This is a genomic window from Streptococcus vicugnae, assembly GCF_016461705.1.
Lineage (GTDB): Bacteria > Bacillota > Bacilli > Lactobacillales > Streptococcaceae > Streptococcus > Streptococcus vicugnae.
The window spans coordinates 106,046-124,279 of the sequence record NZ_JAEMHW010000001.1; the positions used below are offsets into that span (position 1 = coordinate 106,046).

The window sequence follows — 18,234 nt, forward strand, 5'->3', positions numbered from 1 at the left end:
CTAATAGCAATTAAGGCGTCTTTTCTTTGATAAAAGCTCCACTAGTGAAGTGATTTATTTGTCTTCAACATGTAATTGACGAACACTTTCACGTTCTCTCAATGTAAATGGAACAATGACTTTTTCAGTAATAGCTGTTTCAGGTGATTTAATCAATTCGACTAATCTTCTGAAACTTGTTCGGCCCAGATTAGCAACATTAATATCAAAAGTTGTCATATATGGGTGAATCAATGTTGAGTAAGCAGAGTTATTGAAGGTGATAATAGAAATATCATCTGGCACCTTCAACTGATAATATGATAAGAATTGTGCCAAGCGAACTGAAATCGTATCAGCAATGACAATCAGGGCAGTTGCTTTACTTGACTCAATTTTCTCAATTAGTTTTTCCAATATCATTGGATCTCTTCGATCAAACAGAAGAGCTTTTTCACTTGTGAGTCCGAGTTTCTCCATACCACGAAGGTAACCAAAATAGCGTTCTGATGATACTTCAGATTTTAAATCATCAGTAATGAATAAAATCTCACGGTGACCTTTTTGATAAAGGTATTCTACCGCTTTTTTACCCATTAGTTGGTTATCATTATCTATATAAGTAATATCATTTTCGAAACCTTCGGGAGCGCCGACAATCACAAATGGTACATTATTGTCCATCAAATATTTACGGACAGGATCTTCTGGATCAGAGTATAAGATAATAAATCCGTCTACACGTTTCTGACGATACATTAATTTTACTTGTTCTTCTAATTCATCAACTGTCATACCGGTTGCAATAGAAACTGTAAAATCATTTAATTTCGCTTCGCTAGTTATAGTAGAAAGAATTTGCATAAAGAATGGTTCGTTTAAACGATCTGGTGTGATTAAAGGTGGAAAAATCAAACCAACATTATATGTTAGCCCACTGGCTAACATTTGGGCAGCAACATTAGGAACATATCCTAACTCTGCCATCGCTTTCCGAACTTTATCTTTTGTTTTCTGAGAAATGGATTTATTATCCTTCAAAACACGGCTAACCGTCGAAGGATTAACACCAGCTTTAGCCGCTACATCTTTAATTGTAACCATCTAAGTCTCCTTTGCAACTAACATTTTATAATAGATTTACTGTACTGACAAGGTTTTAGAGGTAAAAACTCTTATTTTTATCCCCTATTATACATAAATAAGAATTTTCCGCAATTGTTTGCTTTATTTTGTCAATTTTTTAGAGACATACTCTCTTTTTGGCTTATTTTATAGTAAAAACTGACCAACTTATACTAGATTGATGCTCTTTTTATTAGTTTATTTATTTAAGAGTTCAAGTTTTTTTAATTTTTTTACTAAAAACGCTTGACAATAGCTGCAAACGGTTGCATAATATAAGTGTAAATAATATTACTAATCTTTCTCTAGGAGGGGAAACTCATGAAGAAGAACACATGGAAAAAAATGGTCCTTGCTGGTGCAGGTTTAACACTTGCTGGAAGCGTTTTAGTTGCTTGTTCGAATAACTCATCAACAAAATCATCTTCTGCTTCTGACAGCAAGACAATCAAACTTTGGGTACCAACAGGTGCTAAAAAATCTTATACAGACGTTGTTAAGAAATTCGAAAAAGAATCTGGCTACTCTGTAAAAATGGTAGAATCTAACGATTCAAAAGCACAAGAAAACGTTAAGAAAGATCCGCAAAAAGCTGCTGATGTCTTCTCACTTCCACATGACCAACTTGGTCAATTAGTTGAATCAGGTGTTATTCAAGAAGTTCCTGAAGATTATGCAAAAGAAATTGCTGCTAACGATACTGATCAAGCAGTTGCTGGTGCAAAATACAATGGTAAAACTTATGCTTTCCCATTTGGTATCGAATCACAAGTTCTCTTCTATAACAAATCAAAACTTTCAAGTGACGATGTTGCTAGCTACGAAACAATCACAAGCAAAGCTTCATTTGGTGCAACATTTAAAGCTATGAATGCTTATGCAACTGCTCCACTCTTCATGTCAGTTGGTGACACACTATTTGGTGAAAATGGTGAAACAGTTGACGGTACTAACTGGGGTAACGATGCTGGTGTATCAGTTCTTCAATGGATTGCTGATCAAAAATCAAACAAAGGTTTCGTTAACTTGACTGCTGAAAATGCAATGTCTAAATTCGGTGACGGAAGCGTTGCTTCACTTGAATCAGGCCCTTGGGATCTTAAAGCAGCACAAGACGCTGTTGGTAAAGATAATCTTGGTATCGCTGTTTATCCAAAAATCTCAATTGGCGGTAACGAAGTGCAACAAAAAGCTTTCCTTGGTGTGAAACTCTTTGCTGTTAACCAAGCTCCTGCAGGTTCAGATACAAAACGTATCGCTGCTTCTTACAAACTTGCTTCTATGCTTACTAGCGCAGAAAGCCAAGAAAACCAATTCACTTACGAAGGTCGTAACATTATTCCTGCTAACAAAGAAGTTCAATCATCAGATAAAGTTCAATCAGATGAATTGGCTCAAGCAGTTATCAAGATGGCTTCATCATCAGACTACACAGTTGTAACACCTAAACTTAGTCAAATGACTACATTCTGGACTGAAAGCGCTGCACTTCTCAGCGATGTCTACAATGGTAAAATTCAAAGTGGTGACTACCTCGCTAAATTGCAACAATTTGACAAAGATTTAGCTAATGCTAAGTAAGATGTTCTGAAGTGGGGAGTTACATCCCCACTTTATTTTTAGGGAAACTCTTGTCGGAGTTATTGCTAAGAACTTTAAGATTAAATTTTTAGCAGTGACTTCCAACAAGATTAATAAAAGGAGTTTTGTATGACTAATTCACACTATTTTGACAGTGTATCAGTTACTGAGGCTTTTAAAAAAGGAAAATTTGATACCAAACTATCATTTCTGATTATGGGATTCTCAAATTTTTACCATAAACAGATTATTAAAGGTTGCTTGTTTTTACTATCAGAGATTCTTTTCTTAATCACTTTCTTCTCTCAGATTATTCCAAACTTGCAAGGATTAATCACTCTGGGAACACACCAACAAGGTCTTGTTGAACAAACCGTCAACGGGATTAAGATGAAAGTTGCTGTTGATGGCGATAACTCAATGTTAATGCTTATCTTCGGTCTTGCTTCTCTTATCTTCTGCCTTGTTTTTGCTTACATTTATTGGTGTAACCTTAAGAGCGCTAGAAATCTTTACGTCATCGATAAAGAAGGTTTGAAAGTTCCTACCTTTAAAGAAGACTTTGAAACATTGGCAAACGGTCGTTTCCACATGACTTTGATGGCAGTCCCAATGATTGGGGTTCTTCTCTTCACTATCTTGCCATTAATTTATATGATTTGTTTGGCCTTCACAAGTTATGACCATAATCATTTACCACCGAAAAGTTTGTTTGACTGGGTTGGTTTTGCTAACTTCGGTAACATCTTTAATGGTCGTATGGCAGGAACATTCTTCCCAGTCTTGTCTTGGACATTAATTTGGGCAGTCTTTGCCACTGTTACTAACTTCTTCTTTGGTATTGTTCTTGCATTAATCATTAATACTAAAGGATTGAAATTGAAAAAAATGTGGCGTACTATCTTCGTTATCACAATTGCTGTGCCACAATTCATTTCACTTCTTATCATGAGAAACTTGCTTAGTGATGCTGGTCCAGTTAATGCATTCCTTGAAAAAATTGGACTTATCTCAGCAGCAAACCCATTGCCATTCCTTTCTGATCCACTTTGGGCTAAATTCTCAATCATTATCGTTAACATGTGGGTAGGTATTCCTGTCACAATGCTTGTTGCTTCAGGTATTATCATGAACCTACCACAAGAACAAATTGAAGCCGCTGAAATCGATGGTGCCAATAAATTCCAAATCTTTAAATCAATCACATTCCCTCAAATCTTACTTGTGATGATGCCAAACTTGATTCAACAATTTATCGGTAACATCAACAACTTCAACGTTATCTACCTTCTTACTGGTGGTGGTCCTACTAACTCTAACTTCTACCAAGCTGGTAGCACAGACTTGCTTGTTACTTGGCTCTACAACTTAACAGTTACTGCAGCTGACTACAACCTTGCTTCTGTTATCGGTATTCTTATCTTTGTTCTTTCTGCTGTATTTAGTCTCTTGGCTTACACAAGAACAAGTTCTTACAAGGAAGGGGTTGCTAAATAATGAAAAACAAAAAACGTTTAACACTGACATTTGTCTATATTCTATTGATTGTTTTATCAATCATCTGGCTCTTTCCAATTGTTTGGGTTGTTCTTACTAGCTTCCGTGGCGAAGGAACAGCATACGTTAACTACTTCATTCCAAAAACTTGGACGCTAGATAATTATATTAAACTGTTTACTTCAGATGCCTTCCCATTTGGGCAATGGTTCTTGAATACTTTATTTGTTGCTTCTGCAACATGTGTCATTTCAACATTTATTACTGTTGCCATGGCTTACTCACTCAGCCGTATCAAATTCAAACACCGTAATGGTTTCTTGAAACTAGCTCTTGTGCTTAACATGTTCCCTGGTTTTATGAGTATGATTGCTGTATACTACATCCTCAAAGCTTTCAACCTTGACCAAACATTATTAGCTCTTATCTTAGTTTACTCAGCTGGTGCGGCACTTGGCTTCTACATTGCTAAAGGATTCTTTGATACGATTCCTTACTCACTTGATGAATCTGCCATGATTGATGGAGCAACTCGCGCTGATATTTTCTTTAAAATCACTCTCCCTCTATCAAAACCAATCATTGTCTACACAGCGCTTATGGCTTTCATCGGTCCTTGGATTGATTTCATCTTTGCCAAAGTTATCCTTGGTGATGCAACCAACAAGTACACTGTTGCCATTGGACTCTTCTCAATGTTGCAACAAGATACTATTAATGACTGGTTCATGTCATTCACTGCTGGTTCAGTTCTTATCGCTGTTCCAATCACATTGCTCTTCATGTTTATGCAAAAATACTACGTCGAAGGTATTACTGGTGGTTCAGTTAAATAAGAAGAAGTTCAATCACTTCTCCCCTTCTATTATTAATTATCAAAAAAAGCTTGGAACATTTGTTCCAAGCTTTTTAAGTACATGAATACCGACTATATAATAGGAAGAAAAGTTTTTATTTTTACCAGAATTCACGTAAGAAATCGTCTTTCAAACGTTCACGATAAAAAAGTTCATTAAGATTTTCTTCCTCAAAAACTCGAAGTAAATTTAACATATCATAAGCCAAATCCAAGTTAGGTAAATCCTTACGTGGCACCCACTTAATCTCTCCCTCATTAGTAGAATGAATGTCACCTTCAAACTCAGACGTTCGGTACAAGAAAACAAGATAGCGTTCATCTTCTTTTGTATACCAATGTTTCATACCGACTAACTGAGGGTTCTTAATGACTAAGCCAGTTTCTTCTTTAACTTCACGGATAACCGACTCAACTAGCCCTTCATGAGCTTCAATATGCCCTCCTGGAAGAGCATATCCTGACCATGAATAACGTTTTGGGTCACGAATTTGCATAACGACATTTCCTTGACCATCTTCAATCAAGCACATATTAGTTAAAATCACACGTTGTGCACGAGACATGATTTATCTTTCTCCTCTCCTAATCCATCGCTTTTAACTCTAGTACCATATCACGCAATTGAGCAGCAAGTTCGAAATCAAGCATTTCAGCAGCTTCATGCATTTGTTTTTCAAGCTTCTTGATTGCTTCTTTACGCTCAGTTTTGTTCATACTGCTGTAGTCTAGTGTATCTTCAGCTACATCAGTATCTGTTGCTTTAGAGATAGCAATCAAATCTCGAATATCTTTCTTAATAGTTTGTGGGACAATACCATGTTCTTCGTTATAGCGCATTTGAATCTCACGACGACGAGCGGTTTCATCCATGGCTTTTTGCATAGATTCGGTAATCTTATCAGCGTACATAATAACATGACCTTCGCTGTTTCGAGCTGCACGTCCAATCGTTTGAATCAAACCTCGTTCATTACGAAGGAAACCTTCTTTATCCGCATCAAGAATAGCAACTAAACTAACTTCTGGTACGTCAATCCCTTCACGCAGCAAATTAATCCCAATCAGAACATCGAAAACACCCAGACGCAAATCGCGAATAATTTCCGTACGCTCTAAAGTTTTAATATCTGAGTGCATGTACTTAACTTTGACACCCATTTCTTTGAGGTAATCGGTCAAGTCTTCTGCCATCTTCTTGGTAAGCGTTGTAATAAAGGTACGTTCACCTTTTTCGACACGAGCATTGATTTCACCAAGCAAATCATCCATTTGTCCCATGGTTGGACGGACTTCAACTTCCGGATCAAGAAGGCCTGTCGGACGAATGATTTGTTCGACGATTGTGTCTGTTTGCTCAAGTTCATAATCACCTGGTGTCGCTGATACGTAGACAATCTGATGAACATGGCTTTCAAACTCCTCACGACGAAGTGGACGGTTATCAAGAGCACTTGGAAGACGGAAACCATAGTTAACCAACATTTCCTTACGAGAGCGGTCTCCGTTATACATTCCCTTAATTTGCCCCATCGTCATGTGACTTTCATCAACCATAATAAGAAAATCTTCTGGGAAGAAATCAAGAAGTGTGAATGGCGGTTCACCTTCTGAACGTCCATCCATGTGACGTGAGTAATTTTCGACACCGTTTGTGTACCCCATTTCACGGAGCATTTCAACATCATACTCAGTTCTTTGACGAATTCGCTGCGCTTCAATGAGCTTACCTTCAGCCTCGAACTGCTTAACTTGTTCTTCCATTTCTTCCAAAATGTTTTTAATAGCATGTTCCAAATGTTCTTCATTTGTCATAAAGTGAGTGGCAGGGAAAATGGCCAAATGTTCGACTTCGCCAAGAACTTTACCTGTCAAACTTTCAATTTCTCGGATACGATCAATTTCATCACCGAAAAATTCTACTCGAAAGGCATGTTCATCACGGCTCGCTGGGAAGATTTCCACGACATCACCGCGCACACGAAAACGACCACGTTGAAAATCAATATCATTTCGTTCAAATTGAATATCAACAAGGTCATTTAATAATTGGTCACGTGAGATTTCCTGACCTGGACGAAGACTCACAACGCTATCAGCATACTCTTTTGGTGAACCCAAACCATAAATACATGACACAGAAGCTACAACAATAACGTCATTACGCTCTAACAAAGCTGATGTTGCTGAGTGGCGTAGCTTATCAATTTCATCATTGACTGAGCTATCTTTTTCAATATAGGTGTCACTTGATGGCACATAGGCTTCCGGTTGGTAGTAATCATAATATGAAACAAAATATTCAACAGCGTTATCTGGGAAAAATTCTTTAAACTCCCCGTACAACTGACCTGCCAGCGTTTTATTATGGGCGATAACAAGCGTTGGTTTATTAACTCTTGCAATAACCTGACTCATCGTATAGGTCTTACCGGTACCAGTGGCACCAAGGAGAATTTGAGACTTTTCTCCTCCTTCAATATTATCAACTAATGTCTCAATCGCTTGTGGTTGATCACCAGAAGGTTCGTATTTAGAGACTAGTTTAAACTGATTATCTTCTATTCTATCAATCATAATATTCCTCAAAATGTCATTTAATACCTTCATTTTATCATAAATAAGGGTAAAATACTCTCTTTAGATATTGAGAAATCAACCTCCTCACTCTTCATGTTAGGTTTTCTAACATGAGTTGAAATCTAAAGTTGCTTAACTGTCTGAATTTTGATATAATTAATGCAATCTATTCAAAAGGAGACTTACATGAAGCACAAATTGAAAGCTATTATGCTAGCAATGGTTTCTGCAATCTTTGTGTTTGGTGTAGATGCTAAAGCAGATACAATTAGTATCGTATCTGACACAGCATACGCACCATTCGAATTTAAAGATTCAGATCAAACTTATAAAGGTATTGACGTTGACATTATTAATGAAGTCGCAAATCGAGAGGGTTGGGATATCGATATGACATTCCCTGGTTTCGATGCTGCTGTTAATGCTGTTCAAGCTGGTCAAGCCGATGCTCTTATGGCTGGTACAACAGTTACAGAGGCTCGTAAAAAAGTCTTCACATTCTCAGATACTTATTACGATACCGCTGTTGTTGTCTACACTCGTAGCGATGCTAAAGTGTCTAACTATAAACAACTTTCAGGTAAAACTGTTGGTGTTAAAAACGGTACTGCTGCTCAAGCATTCCTAAAGGAAAACCAAAAGAAATACGGTTATAAAATCAAAACATTTGATACTAGTGACTTGATGAACAATAGTCTAGATGCTGGTTCAGTTTACGCTGCTATGGATGACCAACCTGTTGTCCAATACGCAATCAGTCAAGGTAAAAACTATGCTATCAATATCGATGGAGAAAAAGTCGGAAGCTTCGCATTTGCTGTTAAAAAAGGAAGCAAATACGAATACCTTATTGATGAATTTAACCACGCATTTGCCGAAATGAAAAAAGACGGTACTTACGATGCTATCACGGCAAAATGGCTTGGTGATTCTGAAAAATCTGATGACAAATCAAGTGTTGTTACATCAAGCAGCCTAAAATTAACTGGAGACGCTTCTGCAAAAGCAACACCTGTTAAATCAACTTACAAAATCGTCATGGATTCTTCATTTGCCCCATTTGAATACCAAAATGACTCAGGCAAATACGAAGGAATCGACGTTGACTTAATTAAAGCTATCGCAGAACAACAAGGTTTCAACATCGAAATATCAAATCCTGGTTTTGACGCTGCACTTAACGCTGTTCAAGCTGGTCAAGCTGACGGTGTTATGGCAGGTATGTCAATCACTGATGCTCGTAAAGAAATCTTCGATTTCTCAGATCCATATTATACTTCAAACATCTTGCTTGCTGTTAAAAAAGGAAGCTTTGTTAAATCATATGAAGATTTAAACGGCAAAACTGTTGGAGCTAAAAATGGTACATCATCATACACATGGTTGTCTGAACACGCTGCTCAATACGGCTACACACTTCGTGCTTTCGACGAAGCATCAACTATGTATGATAGTTTGAACTCAGGTTCAATTGACGCTCTTATGGATGATGAAGCCGTACTTCGTTACGCTATCAAACAAGGTCGTAACTTTGAAACACCAGTTGATGGCGAAAAATCTGGTGAATACGGATTTGCTGTTAACAAAGGTACTAACCCTGAACTACTTGAAATGTTCAACAATGGTCTTGCAGCACTTGTCAAATCAGGTGAATACGATAAAATCGTAAGCAAATACCTTGGCTCATCAGACGAGAAGAAATCAACTTCATCAAGTGTCGATGAAACAACTATTTGGGGACTTATCAAAAACAACTACTCACAATTGCTTTCAGGTCTTGGAACAACTCTTAGCTTGACATTGATCTCATTTGCAATTGCAATGGTTATTGGTATCATCTTTGGTATGATGGCAGTTGCACCAAATAAGGTTCTTCGTACAATCTCAGCAATCTTTGTTGACGTTGTTCGTGGTATTCCATTGATGATTGTGGCAGCCTTCATCTTCTGGGGAATTCCAAACCTCTTTGAATCACTAACTGGTAAACAAAGCCCAATCAATGATTTCCTAGCTGCAACAATCGCCCTTTCATTGAATGCTGGTGCTTATATCGCTGAAATCGTTCGTGGTGGTATTGAAGCTGTTCCTAAAGGACAAATGGAAGCTAGCCGAAGCTTGGGTATCTCATACGGTAAGACAATGAAAAAAGTCATCTTACCACAAGCTGTTCGCGTGATGTTACCAAACTTCATCAACCAATTCGTTATTTCATTGAAAGATACTACTATCGTATCAGCAATTGGTCTTGTCGAGCTCTTCCAAACAGGTAAAATCATTATTGCTCGTAACTACCAATCATTCCGTATGTATGCTATCTTAGCAATCATCTACCTTGTAATGATCACCCTTTTAACTCGTTTAGCAAAACGTTTAGAAAAGAGGCTTAAATAATGGCAGAATTAAAAATTGATGTTCAAGATTTGCACAAATCTTATGGAGATAATGAAGTCTTAAAAGGAATCACAACCCAATTCCACGAAGGTGATGTTGTATGTATCATCGGACCTTCTGGTTCAGGAAAATCAACATTCCTTCGTACCCTAAACCTACTTGAAACAATCACTAGTGGTAAAGTTGTCGTTGATGGTTTTGAACTTTCTGACCCAAACACTGATGTCGATAAAGTTCGTGAAAACATTGGTATGGTATTCCAACACTTCAACCTCTTCCCACATATGACGGTTCTCGAAAACATCACTTTCGCACCAATCGAACTTGGAAAAGAATCTAAAGAAGAGGCAGAAAAACACGCTATGGAGCTACTTGAAAAAGTTGGTCTAGCTGATAAACGTGATGCTAAACCAGATAGCTTATCAGGTGGTCAAAAACAACGTGTGGCTATCGCTCGAAGCTTGGCAATGAATCCAGATATCATGCTCTTTGACGAACCTACTTCTGCACTTGACCCTGAAATGGTTGGTGATGTTCTTGGTGTTATGAAAGACTTGGCAGAGCAAGGTATGACCATGTTAATCGTTACTCACGAAATGGGATTCGCTCGTAAAGTTGCCAACCGTGTTATCTTTACTGACGGTGGACAGTTTATTGAAGATGGTACACCAGAACAAATCTTTGATAACCCACAACACCCGCGTCTAAAAGACTTCTTGAACAAAGTATTGAACGTATAATAAATTAAAAGCTAGTTGTAACAAACTAGCTTTTTTATTGCAGTAAATTTTGGCTATGTATGTCAGAATTTTGACTTTCATTTTTGGATTTGTTAGACTTAAGTTAAGTTGTTTAGACAAACTACAAAAGATACACACTTGCACATTACCTCACTTATATTTAAAGTACTCCTAAGTTTGTCATAAGCGAGATAATATGACCATTCGTAGCAAATCCAAATAACTTTCGTATGTGATATTCAGTAGTTATCTACTGTTTAATATAAGGAGGATTTTTGATATGTCTAAGTATGCAGGTACTCAAACCGAAAAAAACTTACAAGCTGCATTTGCTGGTGAATCTCAAGCTCGCAACAAGTACACTTTCTTTGCTTCAAGAGCTAAAAAAGATGGATTTGAACAAATCGCAGAACTTTTCTTAAAAACCGCCGATAATGAAAAAGAACATGCCAAGATGTGGTACAAAGAACTTTACGGTATTGGTGACACTTCAGAAAACTTGGAAACTGCTGCTGACGGTGAAAACTACGAATGGACTGATATGTACGTTGAATTTGCCAAAACAGCTGAAAAAGAAGGATTCCCTCAACTTGCTAAGAAATTCCTTATGGTCGCTGAAATCGAAAAACATCACGAAGAACGCTATCGTGCTTTATTAAAAAATATCGAAACTGCTAAAGTTTTTGAAAAGAGTGAAGTTAAGATTTGGGAATGTCGTAACTGCGGTCACATTATTGTTGGAACAAAAGCACCAAAAGTTTGTCCAGTATGTGCTCACGCTCAATCTTATTTCGAAGTTCGTGCTGAAAACTATTAATAAAATCACCTCCCAGCTAATTTTTACTGGGAGGTTTACCATATCCTTTGACAATAACCTTAGTCTTTTGCTAAAATGGAAGCAAATCAAGCAGGAGGATTTTTAGCAATGAACAACTAAGAACAAAATGTGTTATATACCATATCAGGTTTTGTTTTTAGTGCACTCTTTTATTCTCTTGCTTATCCATCATACGTGTTGGGTATTTTTAGCGTTGACCATAATGAGATTCACACTCTACCTGATATGGTAGAGTGTGTTTTTTTGAAAGGAAGTCTCGTATGCTAAACATAAACCAACTATCAATTACTAACCTCAAGGATTCTAAACAAATGATTGCTGATTTAAACCTCATAGTAAACTCAGGTGAAAAATTAGCGATTATCGGCGAAGAAGGAACTGGAAAGTCCACTTTGCTTCAAGCTATTGCCAATTCACAAATGATTGCTAGCTATGCAAATCTTGAAGGGCAAATTCAAAATAATTTTAAAAAAGTGGGTTATCTCCCACAGTCGCTAGCTAAAGAAGAAAGAAGTCAAACTATTTCTGATTTTCTTTACAAAGATATAGATTCTTTTTTCAATTACAATGCATTTTATCAAATGGCTGCGCTCCTGCATCTAGACCTTTCTACACTAGAGAATAATAATCAATCATTAGCTAATTTATCAGGTGGTGAGAGGATAAAACTTCAACTAACTAAATTAACTGGTCAAGAACCCGATTTGTTCTTGCTGGATGAACCATCTAGCGACCTTGATATTGAAGGCCAAAATCTCCTTAAAGATTTTATTCAGAACACTGATAAAACTGTGATTTTTATTTCTCACGATGAAGCGATACTTGAAGACACTGCAACTGCTATTCTACACTTAGAGCTAATCAGAAAACGACAAATACCTCGCGCTAGCTATTTTCAAGGAAATTATAATGACTACCTTAAACAGCGGAAAAAAAATTTTATAAAGCAATATAAAGAAGCAAAAAACGCTCAACGTCTGAAGAAAAAACGAGATGAAAAGATTAGGAGATTGCACCAAGCTGCCCAATACAATGTTCGACATACTCATGATAGTACCCTGGGAAGACTAGCTGCTAAAAAGATGAAAAATGTCCTATCACTTGAAAAAAGATATGAAAAAGAAGACAAAAATCTTACAGAATTCCCCGAAAACATGGATAGCATAAAGCTCTTTTTCCACGGTATTTCCCCGATTGACAAGAAAAAACGACTCTTATCATGGCATAATCAAGTGTTGTCGACTGGTCAAACTATTGATTTGGATATTTTAGGACAGGATAAAATTGTTATTACTGGGAAAAATGGCATTGGAAAAACGCGACTTCTCAAGCAAATTTACCGAGAGCTCAGCAGAAATAAACAATTGTCTATCGGCTACATGCCTCAAGATTATGACAATATACTAAAAGGTGACATTTCTGCTGTCTCATTTTTAAGTGAAGTAACAACCGATAAAACGGCTAGAACTATTTTAGCTAGTCTACAATTTACAAAAAATGAAATGGAGCATAGCATTATTGAATTATCTGGCGGGCAAAAAGCCAAGATCTTTTTAGCACGTATGGTTCTTGCTAAAAATCATATTATTATCCTAGATGAAGTAACTCGACATTTTTCGCCTACTAGTCAATCTGTTGTTCGTCAATTATTACGTGATTATCCTGGCTGTATTATTAGCGTTTCTCACGACCAAAATTATATCAATAATGTTGTAAGAACACATTATCAATTAACTAGCGACACTTTACAAAAGCATTAAAAAAGCTCAGCATATGCTGAGCTCAAGCAGGATAGTGCATTAAGACTCATCGGCTTCTGCTTCTCCTGCTTTTTCTTTTGCCAATTTTTCACGTTCTAAGCGAAAACGTCGATTTGGATTAAGTGTATTGAAAAGTTCTTCTAGCTTTTCAGCATTCCAGACATCGGCTGCTGATACAAAATTACCATCTTTATCTCTAAAAGATATCGGTTTTTCTCCCATAAGAACCTCCAGTTAAATATATAAAACTTATTTGTGAATTAAAAACTTTGAATTGTCATTCAAAATACATTCTACAAGCTCTGCAAAGAAGATAATTGCTATCTAGAGCTCATGGCTCTCCGTCAAAATTCCTATTTTTGCTCTGCTTCATTAGAATATAAGTTACTAGCTCCCATATAGAGCTTGCTGCTTTGTCGTTAAACAGCTAAGCTAGCAACGACAAATAGTAGGTTAATCCACGAATTCAAATTCGAAGTTACCAATTCGAACGATATCTCCGTCTTTAGCACCGCGTTCACGAAGGGCTTCATCAACACCCATACCGCGCAATTGACGGGCAAATTTCATAACTGATTCGTCACGTTCCATATTTGTCATGACAAAGAGTTTTTCAAGTTTTTCACCTGACAATACCCAAGCAGCATCGTCATCACGTGAAATTTCAAACGGACGTTCGTCTGGATCAAATCCGTAGTAAACTTCTTCATCAATCATATCATCTTCAGTGTAAAGCAAGAATTCATCAGTCTTATCAAGCAATTCTGCTGTTGCTTCCATAAGATTTTCCAATCCTTGATGTGCCAAACTTGAAATTGGGAAAATCATTGGCATTTCTTCAAAATCATCATAGTTAGCAGCCAATTTTTCTTTAAAGACTTTCAAGTTTTCTTCTGCCTCTGGCATATCCATCTTATTTGCAACAATGATTTGTGGACGTTCCATCAAACGAAGGTTATAAGTTTCAAGTTCATTATTAATTGAAACATAATCTTCATATGGATCACGTCCTTCACTTGCTGACATGTCAATCACGTGAAGAATAACACGTGTACGTTCGATATGACGAAGGAATTGTGTACCAAGACCAACACCTTGTGAAGCACCTTCAATCAACCCTGGAAGGTCCGCCATAGCAAAGCTGTCACCTGATTTTGTGCGAACCATACCAAGGTTAGGCACGATTGTTGTAAAGTGATAAGCACCGATTTTGGGTTTAGCAGCTGTAACAACACTTAGTAATGTAGATTTACCAACTGATGGGAATCCAACCAAACCAACGTCTGCTAAGATTTTCAATTCCAATTGAAGTTCACGTTCTTCACCTGGTTCACCATTTTCAGCGATTTCAGGTGCAGGATTACGTGGTGTCGCAAAGCGGATATTACCACGTCCACCACGTCCACCGTGAGCTACAACAAACTCTTGACCATTTTCAACAAGGTCAGTGATAACTTTATTTGTCTCAGCATCACGAACAGTTGTTCCTTGAGGGACACGTACAATAAGGTCTTCTGCACCACGTCCATGCATTCCTTTTGTCATCCCTTTTTCACCAGATTTTGCTTTAAAAATACGGTTGTAACGGAAGTCCATCAAAGTACGAAGTCCTTCGTCAACTTTAAAGATGACTGAACCACCTTTACCACCGTCACCTCCCCAAGGTCCGCCATTAGGGACGTATTTTTCACGACGGAAGGCAACCATGCCATCACCACCACGACCAGCTTTAACGCTAATTTTGGCAGTATCTAAAAACATACTCATTATTAATTCCTATTCTTTCATTATAGTAACTTTTACACTAAAAATTGATTTGCAAAAGCATAAAAAAACGCCTCATCAGCGTTCTTTAAATAATTGAACCAATAGCAGTCGCAATAAGACCACCTACAGTTACTAGAACCATTAAGATAACAACTACTAAAGTCAGTTTTTCAAACGCTGTTTTTTTACGTGGTCCGTTTTCACCAAATGCCACCTTAATACACCTCGCTCAATTGATTTTATTACTATTATCTTAACATGATTAGCCTAAATAATCAAATAACTACTGCAAGAAATTTACAGTTCAACGTCAAATACTTCTAGTTTTGCTAGCTCTTCTGCCGTCAATCGACGCCATTGTCCAAGTGTCAACGATTCATCCAACTGCAAAGGCCCCATACTCAAACGTTCTAACTCTGTGACTTCCTTGCCACAAGCTAAAACCATGCGTTTGACTTGGTGGAATTTTCCTTCTTTGATTGTGATTTCGACAAGACTTGTTTCATTTTCCTTATCAACTTCTAAAATCTCTAGCTGCGCTGGTTGGCAAGTAAAATCTTTCAGCTCAATTCCTTTGGCAAAACGCTCAACATCTTCTGCTGTCATAATGCCTGAAACTCTAGCACGATAACGTTTATCAACGTGCTTTTTAGGTGATAGCATGGCATGCGCCAATTTACCATTATTAGTCAACAATAACAGTCCATGAGTGTCTATGTCTAAACGCCCAACAGGAAAGACTTCTTTATCCCAAGCTGTTTTATCCAACAAATCTAAAACCGTTTTGTGGTGATTATCTTCTGTTGCTGAAATTACACCTTTTGGTTTATTTAGCAGGTAATAGACATATTTTTCATAGGAAAGATTTTCTCCCTGACAGACAATTTGATCAGCCTTTTCATCAATTTGAGTCTTTGGAGAGGTTTTAATTTCACCATTAACAGTTACTTGTTTTTTCTTAAGTAATTGTTTGACCTCAGTTCGCGAACCGATTCCGGCTTCTACTAAAAATTTATCTAAACGCATAGTATTCCTTTATCTGAATATGATACACTCATTGTACCATTTTTCAGAGCATAAAAAAACAAGGTCGAGCAAGCTCGAACCTTGTTTAATCATCACTTCAAGATTTATTTTTTGTATGCGTATGTGAAGTCTACAGACAAACCTGTTGAGTTACGGACGAGACCTTTAAGGTCTGGATTTTGAAGTGATTTTGTACTACGGAAGTAGATTGGGTTGTAAAGTGCGTTGTCATAAAGTGCTTTTTCAGCAGCTTTATAATCATCAGCAGCAGCTTTAGGATCTAGAGCATCTGTAGTAATAGCTTTTTGGTAGGCAGCATCGTAATCTGCATTTGAGAATTTACCATAGTTATATGATGAACCAGTAGTGAAGAGTCCGTAGAATGTTGAACCTTCTGGATAGTCACCACCCCAAAGAACAAGGGCAACATCAAAGTTTTGGTTCTTAGTATCTTCAAGACGTTGTTTGAAAGTAACAAATTTTTCTTCAACTTTCAATCCTGGAAGAGCTTCTTCCCAAGTTTGTTTGATATAGTCAACTGATGCTTTAGCAACTGGTGCGTCTGAGTCAGCTGTGATAGTTAATTTAACTGAATCAGTACCAAGTTCTGCAAGACCTTCTTTGAAGAGTTTTGTAGCTTCTTTCTTATTGTAGCTGTAACCTGGTGATACGTATTTAGCTAAGTCAGTTCCATCAGGAAGTTTTTCAAGACCTGTTGGTGCTAGAGCTGTAGCAGCTTTTGAACCAGTATCGATAGCAGCTTTTACAATTCCTTCACGGTCTGTTGCCAAATTAAGGGCTTGACGGATTTTAGTGTTGTTCAAAGCAGTCACTGTACCAGTTTGGTTGTAAACCATGTAAGCTGTCGTTGCTTCTGGAACTGGAACAACATCTTCACGGTTTTTATTAGCTTTAAATGTAGCTTCTGTATTTGAGATGTTTGCTGTATCAAGGTCACCGTCTTTGTACATTTGAACAGCTGTATCAGGTTTCTTGATTGTTTGAACGTTTACTTTCTTAGTTTTAACGTCTTTTGCATCCCAATAGTATTTGTTTTTCACAAGTGTGAAGTTACCATTTGTACCGTTCCATTTTTTAACAGTGTATGGTCCAGAATACAATGCTTTATCTGAAGTTGTACCATATTGGTCGCCTGCTTTTTCAACAAATGCTTTACTTTGAGGCATGAAGTTTGCAAATGATAGAAGGCTCTCAAATTGTGGAGAAGGGTTTGACAAAGTAAAGATAACTTTGTTTCCATCAGCTTTTACACCAAGTTCTTCAACAGATTTTTTACCTGCGATAATATCTTCAGCATTCAAAACATGAGCATCTGATGCAAGGTATGAATATTCTGATGCAGTTTTTGGATCAACAAGTCGTTGCCAAGTATAAACAAAGTCTTCAGCAGTCAATTTGCTTCCGTCTGACCATTTAAGGTTATCACGAAGAGTAGCTGTATAAGTTAAACCATCTTCTGATACTTCAACACTTTTAGCCAAATCTGGTTGCAATTTACCATTTTTATCAACTCGAAGAAGGTTACTTCCTGAGTTACCAATAGCAATTGATGAGTAAGTATCAGTTACTTTTGAAATATCAAGCGTGCTGATTTCAGTTGGTACGAACCAATTGATATCTTTGCTAGCAGATTTTGATGTTGATTTATTTCCACCACATGCTGCTAGTGTAGCAACAGACAACAATGCGACAGCTCCAAGACTGACACGTTTTAAAGTTTTAATCTCCATAATGGATCCTCCTACCATATAACTTTCTTTCGGTATGTTAAGTATTATAACACAATATTTTCTAAAAATACAGAAAATTTGAAAATTAATTAAAATTTCAAAAAGATTGCTTACGCTCATTTTTCACTTATTTTTCAATCATTTCATGATAAAAACAACAAATTATATCGAAAAAACGCATAAAATAAACTAATATAGACATTTTTTTGTATTGAAAGCTTTTCATTTTTATAAAACATTAAAGGTTTCATATTTCCAACTATCCCTCTTTTTCCCAACAATCAATGTCTATAAAAGCTAACATCAAAAATGAATATTTTATCTTTTTTTGTATAAATCATAA

General features: G+C 37.0%; 15 protein-coding genes. 7 read left to right on the top strand and 8 right to left on the bottom strand.

Features of this window, described 5'->3' with window-relative positions; translation table 11 throughout:
• Window positions 1-54: 54 nt before the first annotated feature.
• On the bottom strand, window positions 55-1,083 hold the full coding sequence (locus JG537_RS00545) for a LacI family DNA-binding transcriptional regulator (protein ID WP_199542395.1): 1,029 nt from the start codon (window positions 1,081-1,083) through the stop codon (window positions 55-57).
• A 342-nt stretch (window positions 1,084-1,425) separates the two neighbouring features.
• Between JG537_RS00545 and JG537_RS00550 the strand changes: the two genes are divergently transcribed.
• From JG537_RS00550 to JG537_RS00560, 3 genes are all read left to right on the top strand, one after another.
• A complete protein-coding gene (locus JG537_RS00550) occupies window positions 1,426-2,685 on the top strand; it encodes an extracellular solute-binding protein (protein WP_132869998.1) in 1,260 nt (419 codons plus the stop codon).
• A gap of 129 nt (window positions 2,686-2,814) precedes the next feature.
• A complete protein-coding gene (locus JG537_RS00555; protein WP_157629157.1) occupies window positions 2,815-4,182 on the top strand; it encodes a carbohydrate ABC transporter permease in 1,368 nt (455 codons plus the stop codon).
• Window positions 4,182-5,018, top strand: coding sequence for a sugar ABC transporter permease (locus JG537_RS00560; protein WP_132869275.1), 837 nt, complete (start codon window positions 4,182-4,184; stop codon window positions 5,016-5,018). The genes JG537_RS00555 and JG537_RS00560 overlap by 1 nt, the downstream gene beginning before the upstream one ends.
• A gap of 121 nt (window positions 5,019-5,139) precedes the next feature.
• Here JG537_RS00560 and JG537_RS00565 read toward each other — a convergent pair whose 3' ends face one another.
• Together JG537_RS00565 and uvrB are read right to left on the bottom strand one after the other, a co-directional pair.
• Window positions 5,140-5,604: an 8-oxo-dGTP diphosphatase gene (locus tag JG537_RS00565; protein WP_132869274.1), complete on the bottom strand. Its 465-nt coding sequence runs from the start codon at window positions 5,602-5,604 to the stop codon at window positions 5,140-5,142.
• Window positions 5,605-5,623: 19 nt separating this feature from the next.
• Window positions 5,624-7,615, bottom strand: a complete 1,992-nt coding sequence (gene uvrB / locus JG537_RS00570; RefSeq protein WP_199542397.1) for an excinuclease ABC subunit UvrB — start codon at window positions 7,613-7,615, stop codon at window positions 5,624-5,626.
• 189 nt (window positions 7,616-7,804) lie between these two features.
• Here uvrB and JG537_RS00575 point away from each other — a divergent pair, with 189 nt between their 5' ends.
• The 4 genes from JG537_RS00575 (at window position 7,805) to JG537_RS00590 (ending at window position 13,347) form a co-directional block, all read left to right on the top strand.
• Complete coding sequence (locus tag JG537_RS00575; RefSeq protein WP_199542399.1) at window positions 7,805-10,009, top strand: ABC transporter substrate-binding protein/permease; 2,205 nt, start codon at window positions 7,805-7,807, stop codon at window positions 10,007-10,009.
• Window positions 10,009-10,749, top strand: coding sequence for an amino acid ABC transporter ATP-binding protein (locus JG537_RS00580; RefSeq protein ID WP_074481560.1), 741 nt, complete (start codon window positions 10,009-10,011; stop codon window positions 10,747-10,749). The genes JG537_RS00575 and JG537_RS00580 overlap by 1 nt, the downstream gene beginning before the upstream one ends.
• A gap of 280 nt (window positions 10,750-11,029) precedes the next feature.
• The gene (gene rbr, locus JG537_RS00585; protein WP_132869271.1) at window positions 11,030-11,566 is read left to right on the top strand and encodes a rubrerythrin; all 537 of its coding nucleotides are present in this window, start codon (window positions 11,030-11,032) and stop codon (window positions 11,564-11,566) included.
• A gap of 281 nt (window positions 11,567-11,847) precedes the next feature.
• The gene (locus JG537_RS00590; protein ID WP_199543588.1) at window positions 11,848-13,347 is read left to right on the top strand and encodes an ATP-binding cassette domain-containing protein; all 1,500 of its coding nucleotides are present in this window, start codon (window positions 11,848-11,850) and stop codon (window positions 13,345-13,347) included.
• 39 nt (window positions 13,348-13,386) lie between these two features.
• Here the strand turns inward: JG537_RS00590 and JG537_RS00595 are convergent, their stop codons facing one another.
• The 5 genes from JG537_RS00595 to JG537_RS00615 form a co-directional block, all read right to left on the bottom strand.
• On the bottom strand, window positions 13,387-13,569 hold the full coding sequence (locus tag JG537_RS00595) for a hypothetical protein (RefSeq protein ID WP_132869594.1): 183 nt from the start codon (window positions 13,567-13,569) through the stop codon (window positions 13,387-13,389).
• Between the two features lie 231 nt (window positions 13,570-13,800).
• The gene (gene obgE / locus JG537_RS00600) at window positions 13,801-15,114 is read right to left on the bottom strand and encodes a GTPase ObgE (protein ID WP_074560570.1); all 1,314 of its coding nucleotides are present in this window, start codon (window positions 15,112-15,114) and stop codon (window positions 13,801-13,803) included.
• Window positions 15,115-15,199: 85 nt separating this feature from the next.
• On the bottom strand, window positions 15,200-15,328 hold the full coding sequence (locus JG537_RS00605; RefSeq protein WP_003065505.1) for a DUF4044 domain-containing protein: 129 nt from the start codon (window positions 15,326-15,328) through the stop codon (window positions 15,200-15,202).
• A gap of 83 nt (window positions 15,329-15,411) precedes the next feature.
• Window positions 15,412-16,140, bottom strand: coding sequence for a pseudouridine synthase (locus JG537_RS00610; RefSeq protein ID WP_132869595.1), 729 nt, complete (start codon window positions 16,138-16,140; stop codon window positions 15,412-15,414).
• 104 nt (window positions 16,141-16,244) lie between these two features.
• On the bottom strand, window positions 16,245-17,891 hold the full coding sequence (locus JG537_RS00615) for a peptide ABC transporter substrate-binding protein (protein ID WP_132869596.1): 1,647 nt from the start codon (window positions 17,889-17,891) through the stop codon (window positions 16,245-16,247).
• Window positions 17,892-18,234 lie beyond the last annotated feature (343 nt).